Here is a 19,039-nt window from a genome sequence, read left to right on the forward strand (position 1 = left end):
CGCAAGATATTCCACCCTTCGCATTATTTGTTCAAAAAACGGTCGATTCTTCCTGGTTCGCGAATCAACGACTACAGTTACTCTGGGGATGCGCAAGCCAGGGGGCGAACATGGCGCTTTACACGATAGGTGAAGTGGCACTGCTTTGTGATATCAATCCTGTGACGCTGCGGGCATGGCAGCGGCGGTACGAGCTGCTTAAACCTCAGCGAACGGACGGAGGGCACCGCCTGTTTAACGAGGCGGATATCGATCGCATTCGCGAAATCAAAAGCTGGATCGACAACGGTGTGCAGGTCAGTAAGGTCAAATCGCTCTTATGCGAACACGATCCCGACAGCCTGGCCGAGTGGCGCGAACATCAGGAAACCCTGCTTCGCCTGTTGCAGGCCGGTAACTTTCAACGTCTGCGAACCTGGATCAAGGAGCAGGGTCGGGATTATCCCGCCCAGACGTTAATTGCTCATCTGTTTATACCGCTTCGCCGCCGTCTGCAGTCTCAGCAGCCGGCATTACAGACGCTGCTAAGCATGCTGGATGGCGCGTTAATCAATTACATTTCCGTGTGCCTGTCGACGGCACGCAAGAAGAGCGGAAAGGACGCGCTGGTGGTCGGCTGGAATATTCACGACACCACCCGCTTATGGCTCGAAGCCTGGATCGCCACGCAGCAAGGCTGGCGAGTTGACGTGCTGGCACATTCATTAGCGCAGTTTCGCCCGGAGCTTTTCGAAGGGCAAACCCTGCTGGTCTGGTGCGGAGAAATCCCCACTGCCGCCCAACAGCAGCTTCTGAGCGAATGGCGCGAACACGGCTACCCCGTCATTACCCTCGGTCCGTAAATGTCTTAACGGCATTTAATGGTTCATTAACAGGTGTGCTTCACCGTATAATTGGGCGGTTAACAAAAGGAGCACATTATGAAGGCAACCAAAGTGGCCGTAATTACCCTCTTCGCCTTAATGGCTATCAGCGGCATTGGCGGCGTTATGCTGGCTGGCTACTCATTTATCGTACGTGGCGGTGTCGGCTGAGATACTGCGCCAGCCGTTCAAATCCGCGATCAACCACGATCGCCGCCAGCGCAACCAGCACCGCACCCTGCACAATATAAGCCGAGTTAAACCCGCTCAGGCCGATAATGATCGGCGTGCCTAAGGTATTGGCCCCGACCGTTGAGGCAATGGTCGCCGTCCCGATATTGATAATTACCGACGTGCGCACACCCGCCAGAATCACCGGCGCGGCAAGCGGCAGCTCAACTTTACGCAGACGCTGCCCCGCACTCATCCCCATGCCTTCCGCCACGCTGCTCACCGCCGCCGGAACCGCTGTCAGCCCGGCCAGTGTCGCCTGTAAAATCGGCAGGACGCCGTACAGAATCAATGCAATGATCGCCGGCTCCTGACCAAAACCGATCACCGGCACCGCAATCGCCAGCACCGCCACCGGCGGGAACGTCTGCCCGATAGCGGCAATGGTCTCCACCAGCGGGCGAAACTCTCGGCCCGCCGGGCGCGTCACCGCAATCCCGGCCCCGACGCCGATCACAATCGCCACAGCGCTTGAAACCCCCACCAGCCAGAAATGGGCCAGCGTCAGGCTGATAAAACTCTCCTGCAGATAAACGGGACGCGGAAGGCCTGGAAACAACGCGCCAAACAGCCCGCCGCTGTAGGGCATCAGCCACAGCAGCGCGACAAACAGCAGCACCAGCCACAGGAGCGGATCACGTAGCCATTTCACGTTCCACCTCCCCTGCCAGTAAATCGCGAAAATGCAGGGTGCCGCAGGGCGCGCCGTGCTCATCGACCACCGGTAACACCTCGCACTGCCGCGCGACAAACGCAGAGAGCGCATCGCGCAGGCTCATTTGCGCCTGAAGGGGTTCGCCGTTAACGGCAGGATCTTCGCGGCGCAGATACTCCCCGACCGTGCGCAGCGACAGCAGGCGTACGCCCAGTTCGCTGCGGCCAAAGAATTCGCGCACAAAATCCGTCGCCGGATGGGTTAACAGCTCCAGCGGCGTCCCCTGCTGCACCACTTCGCCGTTGTCCATCAAAACCAGGCGGTCGGCGAGGCGCAGGGCTTCGTCGATATCGTGAGTCACCAGAATAATCGTGCGCCCCAGAATGCGGTGGATACGGATCATCTCCGTTTGCAGCGCGCTGCGAGTAACCGGGTCCAGCGCGCCAAAAGGCTCATCCATCAGCAGCACTTCAGGATTCGCAGCCAGCGCGCGCGCCACGCCGACGCGCTGCTGTTGCCCGCCGGAAAGCTGATGCGGATAGCGCTCGCGCAGGGCAGGCTCCAGCCCCAGCAGCGCCATCAGTTCGTCCACGCGATCCGCAATCTTCTGCCGCGACCATTTTTGCAGCTGCGGCACGGTGGCGATATTCTGCGCCACCGTCCAGTGCGGGAACAGGCCGATGGACTGAATGGCGTACCCCATCCGGCGGCGCAGTTCCAGCACCGGCAGGCTGCGGATCTCCTCGCCGGCAAAACGAATCAGCCCACTGTCATGCTCCACCAGCCGGTTTATCATCTTCAGGGTGGTCGATTTTCCCGAGCCGGAAGTGCCGATCAGCACCGAAAAGGCCCCTTCTTCAAAACGCAGATTCAGGTTGCTGACAGCCATCTGCCCGGCAAATTTTTTGTTCACATCGTGAAATTCAATCATCATTTTTCCCCTTCAGCAGGGCCAGCCACAGGGCAAAAAGCGCATCCACCACCACCGCCAGCGCGATGGTAGGGATCACACCGAGTAAGACCAAATCCAGGGCACTGCTCAGCAAGCCCTGGAATACCAGTGCCCCAAAGCCGCCAGCGCCGATCAGCGCCGCAATCACCGCCATGCCGACGGTTTGCACTGCCACCACCCGCAGGCTGCGCAGCAGCAGCGGCAGTGCCAGCGGCAGCTGGATTTTCCAGAATCGCTGGCGGGCGCTCATCCCCATCGCGCTGGCGCTCTCCAGCACCTCCGGAGAGACCTGGCTTAGCCCCGCCAGCACGCCGCGCGCCAGAGGCAGCAGCGCGTACAGCACCAGCGCAATGAGCGCGGGCGTCAATCCGGTTCCGGCGATACCGAGCGAGGCGAGCGCAGGAAAGCTTTTCACCAGCCCGGCAAGCGGCGCGATCAGCAAGCCGAACAGCGCCACGGAAGGGATCGTCTGAATCACGTTCAGCACGGTAAATACCGGTCCCTGACGCGTGGGGTGGCGGTAGCACCACAGGCCGATGGGCACGCCGATAAGCAGCGCAGGCACCAGCGTGCCAAACAGGATCGTCAGATGTTGCAACAGCGCATCGTTAAAAATTTCCTGCCGGTTAGCGTACTCTTTGAGCAGAGAAAGGGTATTCAGTTCGCCGCTAAACAGCAGCGCCAGCGGTAGAACCCAGATCTGCGCGTGGAGCAGCCAGCGCCAGAGCGGGTGTTGCGTCAGACGGCGGATTACATCGCTACAGGCGAGCAGGCACAGGGCCATCCACAGCCACAGCCCGCTGCCTGCCGAGGTGCGCGCCAGCGGTGTTTCGGCGGTGGCGAGATGCGTCGCCGCCTGCCCGGCACTCCAGGTCAGCAGCACAACTAACGCTTCGCAGAGGATCAGCGTGAAAATGAGCGGCAAGCGCCCACGGCAAAACGCCAGCACCGCAGCCAGTAGAAGGGACAGGGCCAGCAGGAGAGGCGAAAACGCCCACACCTGCCAGACGGACAGCCCCTCGCCGGACACCAGCCGATTAGGGGCAAAATTCACAAACGGAAGCGCGCACGCCGCCAGCGCGACAAACGCGAGCAGCAGCAGTACGCGGTTATGACAGGTTATCGGCACAGCATTATCCTGTTACTTCACAAGTCCTTTTTGCTTCAGATAATCTGCCGCCACTTTTTTGGCATCCAGCCCTTCCACCGCAATGCTCGCATTGAGCTGTTGCAGGGTTTTCTCATCGAGAGTTTCAAACACCGGCTTTAGCCAGTCGCCGATCTGCGGATAGGCTTTCAGCACCGCTTCACGCACCACAGGCGTAGGGGCATAGATCGGCTGAACGCCTTTCGGATCGGTCAGGGTTTGCAGACCGAGCGCCGCCACCGGGCCGTCAGTACCGTAGGCCATCGCCGCATTTACGCCGGAGGTTTTCTGAGCCGCAGCTTTGATCGTCACCGCTGTATCACCGCCCGCGAGCGACAGCAGCTGGCTCTGGTCGAGTTTAAAATCGTAGGCTTTTTCAAAGGCCGGAAGCGCGTCCGGACGTTCGATAAATTCCGCCGAGGCCGCCAGTTTGAAATCGCCCTTATCTTTCAGATAGCGACTCAGATCGTCAAGAGAGGTCAGTTTGCCTTTCTCAGCGATATCCTTGCGCACGGCGATGGTCCAGGTGTTGTTGGCGGGCGCAGGGGTCAGCCAGATAAGCTTGTTCTGCTCGGCGTCGAGTTTTTTCACTTTCTCGTAGCCTGCGCTGGCGTTTTTCCATGCCGCATCGTTTTCATCTTTAAAGAAAAACGCGCCATTACCGGTGTATTCCGGGTAGATATCCAGCTCGCCGGAGGTGATGGCTCCGCGCACCACGGGCGTGGTACCCAGCTGGACTTTATTGACTGTTTTCACCCCGTGGCTTTCCAGCACCTGCAGGATGATATTGCCGAGCAACGCCCCTTCCGTATCGATCTTAGACCCCACCTTTACCGGCTCTGCCGCCTGTAAAGGCAGGCTCAGCGCCGCCAGTAACGCCGCTGAACCCCATATCCCCTTTGTGATTGTCATTCTGCTTTCCTCATTAATTTGCCGCCTTTATCAGGGGCTTGAGAGAAAAGCGTAGCCTAAAATTGAGGAATCATCCTTCTTCCGGCAACCTCAGCGGAACGGTTAGCAGGCTGGCGGCAAAATAGAGCAGCGCGATCACCCACAACGTCCCCTCCACGCCAAACGGCGAAACGCAGAGCGTGACGATAAGCGGACCGGCAAAATTGCTCAGCCCCGACCCGAGATTCAGGCAGGAGATGGCAGCGCCTTTGTTCTCCGGCAGCAGGGACGGAATCAGCGCGCTCAGCGGGCCAAAAGCACCCAGCCCGATGGCGTACAGGGCCAGAGCCAGAAACAGCGCCGTTTCGCTGTCACCAAACAGTACCGGCGCGTAGCACACCGCCAGCATCGCCAGACCGCACAGGGTGCCGGAGAACCAGACCACCGTCTTGCGCCAGCCGATGGTATCGCCGAGCCAGCCAAAGAAGTAGCTGGCGAAGAGATTGACCACATTCACCAGCCCCCAGATAGTCAGCCACTCGGCGATGCTAAATCCGAAACGCGGCAGGTAGACCGGCATCAGGATCACCAGCGAAAACTTGCCGATATCGTTGATGGTTTTGACGATTACCGCCAGACGCATTTTCGGCTCGCGCACCAGCACCATCATCCCTTCGGCAAAGGCTGCGCCGAGATGCCCATTGCTTTGAACGTGCGGGCGATCGCGGTTGAGCACCAGCGCGCAGAATGCACCGAGTGCCACAAAGATAAACCCGCTCAGCAGCGTCGAGGTTTCGCCGATCAGGGGCAGCATCAGGCTTGAGTACCACGGTCCGACGATGGTCATGCCCACGCCAAACGCAATCCAGAACCAGGAGACGGCGCGCCCGAGAATAGCCGGCGCGCAGCGTTGGTTAATCCACACCAGAAACGAATAGGCGAACAGCGGATACGCCACGCCGCGCAGGGCGTAGCTCGCCACCATCAGGGGATAATTGCCCTGCGGCAGCGCGTAAGCGATAAAGGGAATTGAACCGATAAAGTAGAACAGCGTCGCCGCCCACATCAGGCGGCGCAGGCCGAGTACGCCCGCCCCTATTCCGGAAAACCACGATACCGCCGCGACACACAGCCCAAACACCGACGACAGCAGGCTGATGTGCATGGCATCAAAACCGCGATGCTGAAGCATCGACGCCAGCCAGCTTTGCTCGATGGTGGCGCCGGTGATAAACAGGAAAATCCCGACAAAGCCCCAGCACAGTTCACGAGGCAATCCCAGCCGGGCCCACAGGCCCTGCTGGATAAATACGCTCTGCTCCGTCATGCCATTTTGTCTCGCAGTGCGCGCACATTCATGCGTTTACGATTCAGATAGCCGACGCTGTTTTCCCCCCAGCAGTGGTCGTACGGCATACCGGTGAGGCTTTCGATCACCGCTTTGTTTTCCGCGCTGACGGTCGCCTTGCTGCCGCCCTGTTTCAGACGCGCCACTTCTTCGTTCAGAATCGCGTGGGTACGGCTGTTGACCTTAAACTGGAACGCCGACCAGATCCCCCACAGCGTCAGTGCGACCGGCAGCACAATCATGATGATTAAAATCATGTTGATGGCCGACTGCGGCTGGGCATTTTGTCCGGAGACAAACCCGGACATCTGCAGGGCCACGCCGACGAGGAAAATCGACAGGGCCTGCGACGCCTTACGCAGCAGGCTCATAAAGCCCGCGAAAATCCCCTCGCGGCGACGGCAGGTGAGGATCTCATCCACGTCGGCGACAAAGGTGTAGTTATTCCACGGAATAGCGTAGATACCGCCGCGCGCCAGCCCGGCGACCGCCGCACCGACGTACAGCAGGGTCATCCCGCCGGTGCCGCTGAAGTACGCGGACACAAACAGGGCAAACGCCACCAGCGCCATCGTGGCCTGGGTCGCAAAGGCGCGCGACGGGGAGTAGCGCAGGGTCAGCCAGGTGGCAATTCCCACGCCAAAGAACTGCAGCCCGTTTACGACGCCCAGCAGATTGGAGGCCATCACAGACGAGGTCATCAGGGCGAAGACCACAAAGTAGGTAAAGACCGAGTTAAAAATGTCCTGCGCCACCGAGCCGCCGAGATACATCCCCAGATGCGAGCGGAAGGTTTTGATTTTTAACGTTGAGACGAAATCGTAATAGATATGGTATGCGCGCGTGGCGAACGGCTCTTTTTCGTCGTCTTCGTCGTGGTGCTCATTCTGCTGGATCTCTTCCAGCGAGCGCTCCCAGGTGCCGAAATAGACAAAGAACAGCACAATCATAAAGGAGACGGTGAAAATCGCCCCGGTATAGAAGAAGGAGTCGGAAGAGTCCGGGCCGAAGTACGCTACCAGACGCCCCGGCAGGAACGCCGCCGCAAAGCCTGCGAGCTGGGCGATATACATACGTGCGCTGGTCAGTTTTGAGCGCTTTTTGAAATCCGACGTCATCTCAGCCGAGAGCGTGTCGTACGGAATAATGATCATGGTGTAGACGATTTCAAACAGGATGTAGAACAGCAGGTACATCCAGTAGTTGAACCCTTCCACCCACAGCAGGCTGTAGACCGACACCAGCGGAATACTGGCCAGCAGGAAGAAACGGCGACGGCCAAAGCGGCGCCCCAGGCGCGTTTTGTGGAAGTTATCAGAAACGTAGCCGATCACCGGACACATGATCACATCGACAATTCTCGCCACCGCAAACAGGGACCCGGCCTGGATCGGCGTCAGGCCACAAAAGGTGGTTAAGAAAAACAGCAGCCAGGCGCTGACCAGGGTAAAGGCCCCCGAGCCAATCACATCCGCCAGCCCGTAGCACACGTAGTTCCGCAGCTTTATTTCCCGCACTTTTTTGATCATTTTGCACTCCGGATTTTTTCAGTATCCCAGCCCGCAGGCAGCGGCGACGGGCGCGTAATGGTGATGGCATGCAGATGCAACCCTTCGACGCCGCAGGCGTAAAGGGCCGGCAGCCCGTGCGGATATAACTCCACGCCGTGAGCGCGCCCGGTTTGCGTATTCACGCGATAGGCGTTGTCCAGCCCCATTCCGGTCGGGCGCTCTGGGTTACACGGCGGGCGCACGTCGTAGCAGCCCTGTTCATCGGATCGGGAGGCAAGCTGGCTGAACGCCAGGCCGTTGAAGGTGATATCGCGGATCGCACCGGGCGTTTCGCTGTGCAGATTTATCGCCCCCTCTCCCGTCCCGTTCAGGCCCGAGAAGGTGATCTGGCTGATCGTGCCTGGCGTGATGTCCGGCGCGCGATGACGCACAGAGATAAACACCGGGTCGGCTTTGCCCCAGTGACACGGATGGCCGTGGCGGCAGTCGAAGAGAATGTTGTTAAAGCTCATCTTGCTGAAATGGCCGCCGTCGCGGGAGATCAGGCCGATGCCGCGATTGGAGTCGAAAATCACGCAGTTGCTGACCGCCAGATGGGTGATGTCGGCGAAGGTTTCGGTCCCGACTTTAATTGCGCAGCTTTTGGAGCGAATGATGCAGTTACTGATCGTGACGTTGTAGATAGGCTGCTGGAGTTCGGGCGCTTTGGCCGTGGTCTTCAGGCAGATGCCGTCGTCGGCGGCGCTGAAGTAGCTGTCGCTGATGAGCACGTGCTGGCAGCTGTCGATGTCCAGCGCGTCGGTGTTAGCCAGCGCCAGATCGTTATCAATGGTGATATTGCGGATGAAAACATGGTTGCAGCTCACCAGATGCGCGGTCCACATTGGCGAGTCGCACAGGGTGATATCCGTCAGGCGTACCTGTTCGCACCCTTCCAGCACCAGCAGGCGTGGGCGCTGGGGTTTCGGCTGGCGATAACCCTGGTCATCCATCTCTGCGGCAAACCAGGCCGTGGCGTTGCCGTCGATGCAGCCCGCGCCGCTGAGCGTCAGGTTGCGCGCATCGCGGGCGTAGATGAGCGCCATGCGCGACAGCTCGGCTGTGCTTTGGGTTTCTGCGGCGCGGTAATCATCCACATTCTGGCTGGCGAGCAGGCGCGCGCCCGCTTCCAGATGCAGGGTGAAATTCGACGGCAGCACCAGCGTTCCGGTCAGGTAGATGCCTGGCGTGACCACCAGCGTGCCTCCTCCGTTCACGGCAAGCGTATCGATGAGTTCCTGCAGCGCGGTGGTGACGGGGGTCGACCCGCTTCGATCGAGGGAGATGTTTTCTAATGAGAGCTTCATGTGATTACCTGTCAGCTGTGATGTGACAGGCATTACACGGCTTTTCTGCGGCGTGTTTGTGGCGTGTTTACCGGGCTTTTTCGCGAAGAGTGAAGAGAGTCACGCCTGCCGGGTGTAGCGGGAGTGAGTTTTGATCGTCCTCACGATTTCATCTGCGGGATAAAAATGAAGTGTGAAAAAGGTCACATTTAACGGCGAGTAAGAGACGAGAAAAGAGGGAATCAAAGCAATCAGGCAGGAAAGGCGCGAAACCTTGCGGGATGCGTCACGAAACCCGCACAACGGCGGGTTTCGTCTCTTGTCGTTAAAGCAGGTCGAACTCGCCTTTATTCACTCGCGCAGAGTCTACGCCGATAAAGACGTTAAACTTCCCTGGTTCCGCGTCATATTTCATCTGCTGGTTCCAGAACTTCAGCGCATCGACGTCAATCGGGAAGCTAACGGTTTTGGTCTCGCCAGGCTTCAGATCAACCTTCTCGAAGCCGCGCAGCTGTTTCACCGGGCGGCTCATGGAGGCCGTTACATCCTGCACGTACATCTGAATGACCGTGGCACCGTCACGTTTACCGGTGTTGGTCACTTCCACGCTGGCGGTGACTTTGCCGTCACGCTTCAGGGTGGGTGCAGACATTTTCACGTCAGAAACCTTGAAGGTGGTGTAGCTCAGCCCATAACCAAACGGATAAAGCGGGCCATTGGCTTCATCGAAATAGCGTGAGGTGTACTTGTTCGGCTTATCGGCGTTGTACGGGCGACCGGTGTTCAGGTGGCTGTAGTAAACCGGAATTTGGCCGACTGAGCGCGGGAAGGACATCGGCAGTTTGCCGGACGGGTTGTAATCACCAAACAGTACATCGGCAATGGCGTTACCGCCCTCGGTCCCGGCGAACCAGGTTTCGAGCAGGGCATCAGCCTGCTGATCCTCTTTCACCAGCGCCAGCGGGCGGCCGTTCATCAGCACCAGCACCAGCGGTTTACCCGTCGCTTTCAGGGCGCTGATCAGATCGCGCTGGCTCTGCGGGAGGGTGATATCGGTACGGCTCGACGCTTCATGGGCCATGCCCTGCGCTTCACCGACGACCGCCACCACCACATCAGCCTGTTTCGCCGCGTTGACCGCTTCGTCGATCATCTCTTTCGCCGAACGCGGATCAACCTTCACCGCCTCTTCGTACTGGTTCAGGAAGGTGACGATATCGTTGTCGTTAGTGACGTTAGCGCCTTTGGCGTAAATCACTTTGCCCTTTTCACCCAGCGCATTTTTGATGCCCGTGAGTACGGTGACGGACTGATCGGCCACGCCCGCAGCGGACCAACTGCCCATCACGTCACGCTTGCTGTCAGCCAGTGGGCCAACCACGGCGAGGGTGCCGGATTTTTTCAGCGGCAGCGTTTCGAGACGGTTTTTCAGCAGCACGAGACTTTCGCGCGCCACTTCACGGGCCTCTTTACGATGCAGACGGCTTTCGGCATTGGTATCCGCCGGGTCGGACTCTTTCGGCCCTAAGTGGCTGTACGGATCGTTAAACAGCCCCATGTCATATTTCACGTTCAGCACATGGCGTGTGGCGTCGTCCAGCTCTGCCATGGTCACTTTGCCGGTTTTCACCAGGTCAGGCAGGTATTTGCTGTAATACTCGTCGCTCATGCTCATGTTGATACCGGCTTTGAGCGCCACGCGCACGGCGTCTTCCGGATCGGAGGCGGTGCCGTGTTTGATCAGCTCTTTAATCGCGCCGTGATCGGACACGGTAATGCCTTTGAAGCCCCACTGGTCGCGCAATACATCTTTCAGCAGCCAGGAATCGGAGGTCGCCGGGGTGCCGTTGAGGGAGTTCAGGGCCACCATCACCGCACCGCTGCCTGCATCCAGCCCGGCTTTGTACGGCGGCATATAGTCGTTGAACAGGCGCTGCGAGCTCATGTCAACAGTGTTGTACTCTTTCCCGCCCTCTACCGCGCCGTAGGCGGCAAAGTGTTTGACGCTGGTCATCACCGAATAGCGATCCGCCGGACTTTTGCCCTGCATCGCTTCGACCATGGTTTTGCCAAGGGTGGCGGTTAAATAGGTGTCTTCACCAAAGCCTTCTGAAGCACGGCCCCAGCGCGGATCGCGCGAGACGTCGACCATCGGCGCCCAGGTCATGTTCAGACCGTCATCGGCGGCTTCATAGGCCGAAATGCGCCCGACGGTTCTGACCGCATCCAGGTTAAAGGAAGAGGCTAAACCGAGGCTAATCGGGAAGACGGTACGCTGGCCGTGGACCACGTCGTAGGCGAAGAAAAGCGGAATTTTCAGGCGGCTGAGCTGCATCACCTGGTCCTGCATTTTGCGGATATCTTCGCGGGTGACGGTGTTAAAAATCGCCCCGACCTGGCTCTCCTTGATCATCTCGCGGATCGCCTCTTTCGGGTTATCCGGCCCGACGCTGATGAGACGCAGCTGGCCGATTTTTTCATCGACCGTCATTTTGGTGAGCAAGTCCGTGACGAAGGCGTCGCGGGCTTCCGGGGTTAATGGGTGGTTGCCAAACAGATCTTCAGCCAGCGCGGGTTGCAGCGCCAGGCTTACTGCGACAGCTACAGAACAAAGCCATTTCATGTGTTGTACTCTCTCATCATCAACCGCCGGAAAACTCGGCCAGACCGTGCGAAAAGCGCAGTGTGCCACAAACCCTTTCAACCTTGCAGGGTTATTCTCTGATTTTTCTCATGAATACTTGTTCGCTTAACAGTTAATCGCGCTATGCTTTACAGCGAGAAATTTGCCCCACCACAAGGAGTGGAAGATGACTTCTGTTCGCACACAAAATAACAACACTTTTATTAACGAACTGTCTCGCCTGGTCGGTCACTCACACCTGCTGACGGACCCGGAAAAAACCGCCCGCTATCGCAAGGGCTTCCGTTCCGGCCAGGGTGAAGCGCTGGCGGTAGTCTTCCCCGGCACGCTGCTGGAGCTGTGGCGTGTACTGAGCGCCTGCGTCAACGCCGACAAAATCATTCTGATGCAGGCGGCCAATACCGGCCTGACGGAAGGCTCGACGCCAAACGGCAATGACTACGACCGGGATATCGTCATTATCAGCACCCTGCGTCTCGATAAACTGCATCTGCTGGACAAAGGTGAGCAGGTGCTGGCCTATCCTGGCACGACCCTTTATTCGCTGGAAAAAGCGCTCAAGCCGCTGGGTCGCGAGCCGCACTCGGTGATTGGCTCCTCCTGCATTGGCGCGTCGGTGATCGGCGGGATCTGCAACAACTCCGGCGGATCGCTGGTGCAGCGCGGCCCGGCGTATACGGAAATGTCCCTGTTTGCACGCATTGATGAGAACGGAAAATTACAGCTGGTGAATCATCTGGGGATTAACCTGGGTGTCACGCCGGAGCAGATCCTGAGCAAGCTTGACGACGAGCGCGTGAACGACGCCGATGTGCAGCACGATGGCCGTCACGCCCACGATCACGATTACGTCGAACGTGTGCGCGACATTGAAGCCGATACCCCGGCGCGCTACAACGCCGATCCGGATCGTCTGTTTGAATCTTCCGGCTGCGCGGGCAAACTGGCGGTGTTTGCCGTACGTCTGGACACCTTCCCGGCGCAGAAAAATCAGCAGGTCTTTTATATCGGTACCAACCAGCCGGAGGTGCTGACCGAGATCCGTCGTCATATTCTGGGCGAGTTCACAAATCTGCCGGTCGCGGGTGAGTATATGCATCGCGATATTTACGATATCGCCGAGCGCTACGGCAAAGACACCTTCCTGATGATCGATAAGCTCGGCACCGACAAAATGCCGTTCTTCTTTACGATGAAAGGCCGCGCCGACGCCATGCTCGGCAAAGTGTCCCTGTTCAAACCGCACTTCACCGATCGCTTTATGCAGAAGCTGGGCACGGCTTTCCCGCCGCACCTGCCGCCGCGCATGAAGAGCTGGCGCGATAAGTACGAACACCACCTGCTGCTCAAAATGTCGGGCGACGGGATTGCCGAGGCGCAAACCTGGCTGGCGGAATACTTTAAAACAGCCGAGGGCGATTTCTTTGCCTGTACGCCGGAAGAAGGCAACAAGGCGTTCTTACACCGCTTCGCCGCAGCGGGTGCCGCGATTCGCTATCAGGCGGTTCACGCCGACGAAGTGGAAGATATTCTGGCGCTGGATATCGCCCTGCGTCGTAACGATACGGAGTGGTTTGAACACCTGCCGCCGGAAATCGACAGTAAGCTGGTGCATAAGCTCTACTACGGCCACTTTATGTGCCACGTTTTCCACCAGGATTACATCGTTAAAAAAGGCGTTGATGCGCATGCCCTGAAGGAGCAGATGCTCGAACTGCTGCGCGCGCGCGGGGCACAATACCCGGCCGAACATAACGTCGGGCACCTGTATGAAGCGCCAGAAACGCTTAAACGTTTTTATCGCGAGAATGACCCGACAAACAGCATGAATCCCGGCATTGGTAAGACGACGAAGCATAAATACTGGAAAGAAGCGGTACAGACAGAGCGCGACGAGACGCAACCCTCTGATCAAACACTATAGCCACACTGAAATTATTGTTAAGCCAGTAACAATCGTACTAGAGTAATCTCACCCCGCCGGAGAACCGCTTCTCCGGCTTTTTTTTCCTGAGGAGCCCGCTCATCATGTCGGCCGTTGATATCCTGTCCGCTTCCGAAGTCGAGGTGCGCGACGCCCAACCTGACGACGTACATGCCATTGCCGCGATCTATGCCTGGCATGTGCTTAACGGGCGTGCATCGTTTGAAGAAGTTCCCCCCACCATCGAAGAGATGCGCCAGCGCATGAGCACGATTGCCGCCGACGGTTTGCCGTGGCTGGTGGCGCTCTATCGCGGCGTGGTGGTGGGATACTGCTATGCGGCGCTGTATCGCGCGCGCCCTGCCTATCGCTATACGCTTGAAGAGTCGATCTATGTGGATGCCAGCGCCACCGGACGCGGTTTTGGCAGCTCGCTGATGGATGCCCTGATTGAACGTTGTGAGCAGGGTCCGTGGCGGCAGATGATTGCCGTGGTCGGCGACGGGCATAACAATGCCGGTTCGATTCGGCTGCATAAAAAGCATGGATTCGAGGTGGCCGGGCAGTTAAGAAGCGTGGGCTATAAGAAGGGAAACTGGCGGGATACGCTGATTATGCAGCGCCCCCTGAACGACGGTGACTGGACGCTGCCGGAGTAATTCGCGAGGCAAAACGTTTTGCCGGGCGGCACTGCGCCTGCCCGGCCTGCAAACCGTGGATTCACCTGCCACGCGATCAGTCGTTCTGCGCGGTTTCCATCTGCGCCGCTTTTTGTTTTTTATAGCTCAACGCCGCCGCCGGAACTGGCATCACTTTTCCGGTTTCAATCCAGGTACGCAAACGGCTGGCATCAGCGAAGTGAGTGTATTTGCCAAACGCATCCATCACCACCAGCGCCACCGGTTTGCCGTTAAACACGGTACGCATCACCAGACAGTGACCAGCCGCATTGGTAAAGCCTGTTTTCGTCAGCTGGATATTCCAGTTTTCGCGATACACCAGATGGTTAGTATTGCGGAACGGTAAGGTGTACGCCGGATTCGCAAAGGTCGCCATCTCTTCACGCGTGGTACTCAGCTGACCGATCAGCGGGTACTGTTTGCTGGCGATCAGCAGGTGGGTCAGGTCGCGTGCGGTGGAGACGTTGTGAATCGACAGCCCGGTTGGCTCGACAAAACGGGTGTTGGTCATGCCAAGGGATTTGGCTTTGGCATTCATCGCCCGGATAAATGCGTTGTATCCGCCTGGATAATGGTGCGCGAGGCTCGCGGCAGCCCGGTTTTCCGAGGACATCAGCGCCAGCAGCAGCATATTTTTACGGCTGATTTCGCTGTTCAGACGCACGCGGGAGTATATCCCTTTCATCTCTGGCGTCTGGCTGATATCGACTTTCAGTTTCTCATCCAGCGGCAGTCGTGCATCGAGCACCACCATCGCGGTCATTAATTTGGTAATCGACGCGATCGGACGCACCAGATCCGGGTGACTGGAATAGATCACCTTGTTGGTATTCAGATCGACAATCATCGCGCTTCCGGAGGCGATTTCCGGCTGAGCGGCAGTGGTCACTGCGGTTGTTTTGGCAATTGCTGGCGCGGCAACGGGCACAGCCAGAATCAGCGCAAGGCTAAGTAAAGAAACTCGGAATTTCAGCATGGTGAGACTTCTGATAATTATTCATGCACGTGATGACGTACGCCTCCCGTTACAACGAGCGAAACAGGCTGGCAAAGGCATCATAGCTGCCCTGCTGAGTTGTCGCCAGCGGAGAATCGTGAACAGATGCTGCATTGCTGGCATTTACGCCAGCAATGCATTTACCTCAGAAGAGACGATAGCCGTAGCCCCACAGGATCACCGTAAGCGCCAGCAGCGCCTCCAGCACCAGCACGCCAATCGCGAGGGTTGAACTGGAGAAACTTAAGCCTTCTTCTTTGTTAATGTTGAGGAAGGTCGGAATACCCACGTAAAGCAGATAACCGGTGTAAAACAGCGCGATGGTACCGACCAGCGCACACAGCCAGACCAGCGGATAGAGCGCCACGATGCCGCTCATAAACAGCGGTGTTGCCACGTATCCGGCAAAAACCATGCACAGGGTGAGCGAGGGACGCTGAGGATAGTTTCGCGCCATCCAGTAGATCACCCGCCCCATCACCGCGACGCCTGCCAGCATTAAACCGTAGAAGACCACCGCCAGTGCCAGCCCCGTCATCCATGAGAGCGTCACGACGTTGCCATCGCCAAAATTCCAGCCGATTTGTGTTGTGCCAATAAACGCGCAGATCACCGGTACGGCAGCCATGAGCAGGACATGGTGCGTGTAGTGATGCGCGACCGTTTCGTTCTCGCTTCTGATGACATGCATCTCACGATCGGGATGGGAAAACAGCCCCCAGACATGGTTCATACAGCCCCCTCATTGTCGGCCCGCAAGGCGATACTGTAAGTATAATGCAGCTTTAGATTATTTTATGACCAGCGGCAAAATTGCCGCTTCGGGGAAATCGTCCTGGTTGCCACACCATTGATTCACAGGGTGTATGCTTAAGGAAGGTTTACACAGGGAGACACCGCTGAACTCATGGATATCAACAGTCTGATTGAACAGTACGGATATGCGGCGCTGGTGATAGGGAGCGTGGCGGAAGGGGAAACCATCACCCTGCTAGGCGGGGTGGCCGCACATCAGGGGCTGCTTCGTTTCCCGCTGGTGGTCGCCGCGGTAGCGCTGGGTGGGATGATTGGCGATCAGTTGCTCTATCTGCTGGGATTGCGCTTTGGCCCAACGCTGCTCAAACGTTTTGCCCGGCATCAGAAAAAAATCAACCGCGCGCAGCGGCTGATTCAGCGTCACCCTTATCTGTTTGTGATCGGTACCCGGTTTATGTACGGCTTTCGCATTATCGGCCCGCTGCTGATTGGCGCCAGCCGCCTGCCGCCGAAAATCTTTCTGCCGCTAAACATCATTGGTGCCATCGCCTGGGCGCTGATATTCACTTCGCTCGGCTATGTGGGCGGCGAAGTGATTGGCCCCTGGCTGCACAACCTCGACCAGCATCTGAAGCACTGGATCTGGCTGGTACTGGTGGTGGCAGGCGTCATTATCTGGCGACTGTGGCGCAAGCATCGGGAAAACGATCGCGACTAGCGTCGTTATTCCGCCGGTTTAAACTGCGGATTCGCCAGCATAAAGCCACCGTCGACAATAAACGATTGCCCCGTGGTGTAGCTGGCGTCCGTGTCGCACAGCCACGCGACAAGGCTTGCGATCTCATGGGTTTGCCCAGGCCGACCGAGGGGGATCTCGGGCATGGAGCCTTCTTCGACTTCGCTGTCATCCATGCCGTTCATCGGCGTGGCGATAGCGCCAGGGGCAACCGCATTGACCAGGATCTTATGCTGCACCAGCTCAAGGGCCATCGATTTTGTCAGGCCGCCCAGCGCGTGTTTTGCTGCGGTATAGGCGCTGGCCTCCGGTAGCGGTGTATGCTCATGCACCGAGGTAATATTCACAATCCGTCCACCCTGCCCCTGCTTCACCATCTGCCGGGCGGCAAGTTGTGAACAGAGAAACGCGCCATCCACATCCACGGTAAAAATCCCGCGCCAGTCGTCAAACGTCATATCAAGAAACGGGGCTTTGGCCATGGCGCCGGCGTTGTTGACCAGCGCATCCAGCCGACCAAAGCGGGCGATAAGCGTCTCAATGGCTTTCGCCCCCTCGGGCAGGTGGCTGAGATCCAGCTGTATCGCCTCGGCGCGGCGCCCCAGGGCTTCGATTTCATGACAGGTCTGGAGTGCCCCCTCTTCATCCGAATGCCAGGTCACGCCAATATCAAACCCGCGCTCAGCCAGAAGTAGCGCCGTTGTTTTACCGATTCCGGAATCTGATGCCGTAACAATGGCCACGCGCTGAACTGATGCCATACCTACCTCCGCCATAACGCAAAAAGGTAAGTATAGATAACGTCCTGTTAACCGTGGTGATACCCGCCGCCCAGGGCGGAGGTCAGCTGCAGGGTGGCGTCCACATATTGCCCCTGAAGCGTCAGACTCGCGATGTGCTCCTGCAACGCCGGAATTTTCGCTTCGCTCACGCGTGAGCCGGCGATGATCCCCGCACGAAAACGGGCCTGCGCCTGGGCCACCACCCGTGCGGTATCGGCTTCAACCTGCTGCTGTTGCTGATTTTTGTTCATCAGCGTCTCCACTTCGCTGGCCGTGCGCGCCACCTGATTCACTGCATCGACAACCGCTTTGTTGTAGTTCGCGACGGACAGATTGCTCTGTGCCTGGGCGATGTCGAGATTCGCATTGAGGCGACCGCTGTCGAAGATCGGCAGCGTCAGTCCGGCAGTGACCCCGATCTGCTGGGCCGATGAGCGGAACAGATCGCTTAAATGCAGGGCGTCCTGTTGCAGAAAAGCCATCAGATTAACATCCGGATAAAACGCGGCTTTCGCTGCATCCACGTCATTCATGGACGCCTCAATGTACCAGTGCGCCTCCTGAAGATCGGGACGACGGGCCAGCAGGTCATAGCCCAGCGTCGGCGGTAGCGAAGCGTCGATTTTCGGCAGCGGGTGCGGTGTGAGCGTCACTAAGGTGGTATTGGTCAGCGCCTGCAGCCGCGCCTCAATGGCTTTCATTTTGCCACTGACTTCCGCCCTCTGTTCCTGCGTTTTGCTGGCATTGATATCGGTGACGACACCTTCTACGGAGGAGGTAATGCCGTGCTGGTAGAGTTCACGATCGACGGCAATAATCGACTCTTGTTCCTGTTTGATGTCCGTCAGCACATGACCAATCTCGGCCTGCGTTTGCCACTCCCAGTACAGGCGCGCCACGCTGCTGGCGAGAAGCTGGCGGGTCTGTTCCATCTCCGCTTTCTGCGCATTGACTTTGCCGATCCGGGCCTCGACCTGGGAGCGGTTTTTCCCCCACAAATCCAGATCCCATCCCGCCGTCAGACCGAAGGTGCCGTTGGTGTACCACGGCCCGGTGGTGCCCGCCGCAGGATCGGTCTCGGCGAACGGTCCCATCAGCCCTTCTGCCGACATTTTTTGCCGCTCGGCGTCCGCCGAAAAATCAATCTGCGGACCCCCCGCAGCCACAGCCATTTTGGCCTGAGCTTCCGCGAGGGCGATACGCTGGTGGGCAATCTGCATATCCGGTGCATCGGCCAGCGCTTTGGCAATCAGGGCGTTCAGCTCCGGATCGTGGAACTCTTTCCACCACTCATTTTTCGGCCACTGGGTGTGGGCCAGCTGAGTGTTGATTTTCGCCTCGGGAGCCTGCTGATGCAGAGACGCCGCCGTATCGTGGCCCGGCGCACAGGCCACCAGCAATAAAGAGAGAGGTAAGCTAAAAGAGAAAATAATTGAACGTTTCATTACGCCATTCACACAAAAAAGAAAGGGGCAAATTACGCCTGCTGCTTCTCTTTTTTTTAGTAACGCGTGGCAACCCTTACTTTGTCATATATTCACACACTCAGAAAAATATTCCCCTTATGAATTAGATAATTACATTCATTCACAGCACT

At 57.9% G+C, this 19,039-nt stretch carries 17 protein-coding genes; 5 read left to right on the plus strand and 12 right to left on the minus strand.

What is annotated here, in order from left to right; all coding sequences use genetic code 11:
- Window positions 1–110 precede the first annotated feature (110 nt).
- Both mlrA and ABIE11_RS06410 read left to right on the plus strand, forming a co-directional pair.
- Window positions 111–842 carry an HTH-type transcriptional regulator MlrA gene (gene mlrA / locus ABIE11_RS06405; protein ID WP_100779552.1) on the plus strand — a complete coding sequence of 244 codons (732 nt, stop codon included), beginning with the start codon at window positions 111–113 and terminating at the stop codon, window positions 840–842.
- Window positions 843–920: 78 nt separating this feature from the next.
- On the plus strand, window positions 921–1,034 hold the full coding sequence (locus tag ABIE11_RS06410; protein WP_100779551.1) for a protein YohO: 114 nt from the start codon (window positions 921–923) through the stop codon (window positions 1,032–1,034).
- Here ABIE11_RS06410 and ABIE11_RS06415 read toward each other — a convergent pair.
- The 8 genes from ABIE11_RS06415 to bglX form a co-directional block, all read right to left on the minus strand.
- Window positions 1,009–1,746, minus strand: coding sequence for an ABC transporter permease (locus tag ABIE11_RS06415; RefSeq protein WP_231276667.1), 738 nt, complete (start codon window positions 1,744–1,746; stop codon window positions 1,009–1,011). The two genes, ABIE11_RS06410 and ABIE11_RS06415, sit on opposite strands and share 26 nt — an antisense overlap.
- Entirely contained in the window at window positions 1,730–2,680 is a 951-nt protein-coding gene (locus ABIE11_RS06420; RefSeq protein ID WP_429184279.1) for an ABC transporter ATP-binding protein, read from the minus strand. Before ABIE11_RS06420 ends, ABIE11_RS06415 begins: the two co-directional genes overlap by 17 nt.
- Entirely contained in the window at window positions 2,673–3,830 is a 1,158-nt protein-coding gene (locus tag ABIE11_RS06425; protein ID WP_319418162.1) for an ABC transporter permease, read from the minus strand. The genes ABIE11_RS06420 and ABIE11_RS06425 overlap by 8 nt, the downstream gene beginning before the upstream one ends.
- Window positions 3,831–3,842: 12 nt before the next feature.
- A complete protein-coding gene (gene osmF / locus ABIE11_RS06430) occupies window positions 3,843–4,760 on the minus strand; it encodes a glycine betaine ABC transporter substrate-binding protein OsmF (protein ID WP_429184158.1) in 918 nt (305 codons plus the stop codon).
- A gap of 70 nt (window positions 4,761–4,830) precedes the next feature.
- Entirely contained in the window at window positions 4,831–6,066 is a 1,236-nt protein-coding gene (locus tag ABIE11_RS06435; RefSeq protein ID WP_429184159.1) for an MFS transporter, read from the minus strand.
- Window positions 6,063–7,616, minus strand: a complete 1,554-nt coding sequence (locus ABIE11_RS06440; protein WP_102104122.1) for an MFS transporter — start codon at window positions 7,614–7,616, stop codon at window positions 6,063–6,065. The genes ABIE11_RS06435 and ABIE11_RS06440 overlap by 4 nt, the downstream gene beginning before the upstream one ends.
- Window positions 7,613–8,944 (minus strand): glycoside hydrolase family 28 protein, encoded by a 1,332-nt coding sequence (locus ABIE11_RS06445; protein WP_429184160.1) that lies wholly within the window; start codon window positions 8,942–8,944, stop codon window positions 7,613–7,615. The genes ABIE11_RS06440 and ABIE11_RS06445 overlap by 4 nt, the downstream gene beginning before the upstream one ends.
- A gap of 304 nt (window positions 8,945–9,248) precedes the next feature.
- A complete protein-coding gene (gene bglX, locus ABIE11_RS06450; RefSeq protein ID WP_429184161.1) occupies window positions 9,249–11,546 on the minus strand; it encodes a beta-glucosidase BglX in 2,298 nt (765 codons plus the stop codon).
- A 187-nt stretch (window positions 11,547–11,733) separates the two neighbouring features.
- Between bglX and dld the strand changes: the two genes are divergently transcribed.
- Together dld and ABIE11_RS06460 are read left to right on the plus strand one after the other, a co-directional pair.
- Window positions 11,734–13,491 carry a D-lactate dehydrogenase gene (dld, locus tag ABIE11_RS06455; RefSeq protein ID WP_429184162.1) on the plus strand — a complete coding sequence of 586 codons (1,758 nt, stop codon included), beginning with the start codon at window positions 11,734–11,736 and terminating at the stop codon, window positions 13,489–13,491.
- 104 nt (window positions 13,492–13,595) lie between these two features.
- Window positions 13,596–14,150 carry a GNAT family N-acetyltransferase gene (locus ABIE11_RS06460; RefSeq protein WP_100779541.1) on the plus strand — a complete coding sequence of 185 codons (555 nt, stop codon included), beginning with the start codon at window positions 13,596–13,598 and terminating at the stop codon, window positions 14,148–14,150.
- A gap of 76 nt (window positions 14,151–14,226) precedes the next feature.
- Here the strand turns inward: ABIE11_RS06460 and pbpG are convergent, their stop codons facing one another.
- Together pbpG and ABIE11_RS06470 are read right to left on the minus strand one after the other, a co-directional pair.
- Window positions 14,227–15,147 carry a D-alanyl-D-alanine endopeptidase gene (gene pbpG / locus ABIE11_RS06465; RefSeq protein ID WP_100779540.1) on the minus strand — a complete coding sequence of 307 codons (921 nt, stop codon included), beginning with the start codon at window positions 15,145–15,147 and terminating at the stop codon, window positions 14,227–14,229.
- A 166-nt stretch (window positions 15,148–15,313) separates the two neighbouring features.
- Window positions 15,314–15,901 (minus strand): Yip1 family protein, encoded by a 588-nt coding sequence (locus ABIE11_RS06470; RefSeq protein WP_100779539.1) that lies wholly within the window; start codon window positions 15,899–15,901, stop codon window positions 15,314–15,316.
- 174 nt (window positions 15,902–16,075) lie between these two features.
- Here ABIE11_RS06470 and ABIE11_RS06475 point away from each other — a divergent pair, with 174 nt between their 5' ends.
- Entirely contained in the window at window positions 16,076–16,642 is a 567-nt protein-coding gene (locus ABIE11_RS06475; protein WP_100779538.1) for a DedA family protein, read from the plus strand.
- A 5-nt stretch (window positions 16,643–16,647) separates the two neighbouring features.
- On the opposite strand, the gene ABIE11_RS06480 is transcribed toward ABIE11_RS06475, so the two are convergent.
- Together ABIE11_RS06480 and mdtQ are read right to left on the minus strand one after the other, a co-directional pair.
- Complete coding sequence (locus ABIE11_RS06480; protein WP_429184163.1) at window positions 16,648–17,421, minus strand: SDR family oxidoreductase; 774 nt, start codon at window positions 17,419–17,421, stop codon at window positions 16,648–16,650.
- Between the two features lie 47 nt (window positions 17,422–17,468).
- Window positions 17,469–18,887 carry a multidrug resistance outer membrane protein MdtQ gene (gene mdtQ / locus ABIE11_RS06485; RefSeq protein WP_429184164.1) on the minus strand — a complete coding sequence of 473 codons (1,419 nt, stop codon included), beginning with the start codon at window positions 18,885–18,887 and terminating at the stop codon, window positions 17,469–17,471.
- Window positions 18,888–19,039: the final 152 nt, after the last annotated feature.

It is taken from the genome of Lelliottia sp. 489, from assembly GCF_050435885.1.
Lineage (GTDB): Bacteria > Pseudomonadota > Gammaproteobacteria > Enterobacterales > Enterobacteriaceae > Enterobacter > Enterobacter nimipressuralis.

What these genes read in the sequence shown, in the direction of transcription:
- ABIE11_RS06435 (WP_429184159.1), bottom strand. Translation starts at nt 6,066, where the DNA reads ATGACGGAGCAGAGCGTATTTATCCAGCAGGGCCTGTGGGCCCGGCTG.
- mdtQ (WP_429184164.1), bottom strand. Translation starts at nt 18,887, where the DNA reads ATGAAACGTTCAATTATTTTCTCTTTTAGCTTACCTCTCTCTTTATTG.
- pbpG (WP_100779540.1), bottom strand. Translation starts at nt 15,147, where the DNA reads ATGCTGAAATTCCGAGTTTCTTTACTTAGCCTTGCGCTGATTCTGGCT.
- ABIE11_RS06410 (WP_100779551.1), top strand. Translation starts at nt 921, where the DNA reads ATGAAGGCAACCAAAGTGGCCGTAATTACCCTCTTCGCCTTAATGGCT.
- ABIE11_RS06445 (WP_429184160.1), bottom strand. Translation starts at nt 8,944, where the DNA reads ATGAAGCTCTCATTAGAAAACATCTCCCTCGATCGAAGCGGGTCGACC.
- dld (WP_429184162.1), top strand. Translation starts at nt 11,734, where the DNA reads ATGACTTCTGTTCGCACACAAAATAACAACACTTTTATTAACGAACTG.
- ABIE11_RS06475 (WP_100779538.1), top strand. Translation starts at nt 16,076, where the DNA reads ATGGATATCAACAGTCTGATTGAACAGTACGGATATGCGGCGCTGGTG.
- bglX (WP_429184161.1), bottom strand. Translation starts at nt 11,546, where the DNA reads ATGAAATGGCTTTGTTCTGTAGCTGTCGCAGTAAGCCTGGCGCTGCAA.
- ABIE11_RS06420 (WP_429184279.1), bottom strand. Translation starts at nt 2,680, where the DNA reads ATGATTGAATTTCACGATGTGAACAAAAAATTTGCCGGGCAGATGGCT.
- ABIE11_RS06460 (WP_100779541.1), top strand. Translation starts at nt 13,596, where the DNA reads ATGTCGGCCGTTGATATCCTGTCCGCTTCCGAAGTCGAGGTGCGCGAC.
- ABIE11_RS06440 (WP_102104122.1), bottom strand. Translation starts at nt 7,616, where the DNA reads ATGATCAAAAAAGTGCGGGAAATAAAGCTGCGGAACTACGTGTGCTAC.
- ABIE11_RS06470 (WP_100779539.1), bottom strand. Translation starts at nt 15,901, where the DNA reads ATGAACCATGTCTGGGGGCTGTTTTCCCATCCCGATCGTGAGATGCAT.
- ABIE11_RS06480 (WP_429184163.1), bottom strand. Translation starts at nt 17,421, where the DNA reads ATGGCATCAGTTCAGCGCGTGGCCATTGTTACGGCATCAGATTCCGGA.
- osmF (WP_429184158.1), bottom strand. Translation starts at nt 4,760, where the DNA reads ATGACAATCACAAAGGGGATATGGGGTTCAGCGGCGTTACTGGCGGCG.
- mlrA (WP_100779552.1), top strand. Translation starts at nt 111, where the DNA reads ATGGCGCTTTACACGATAGGTGAAGTGGCACTGCTTTGTGATATCAAT.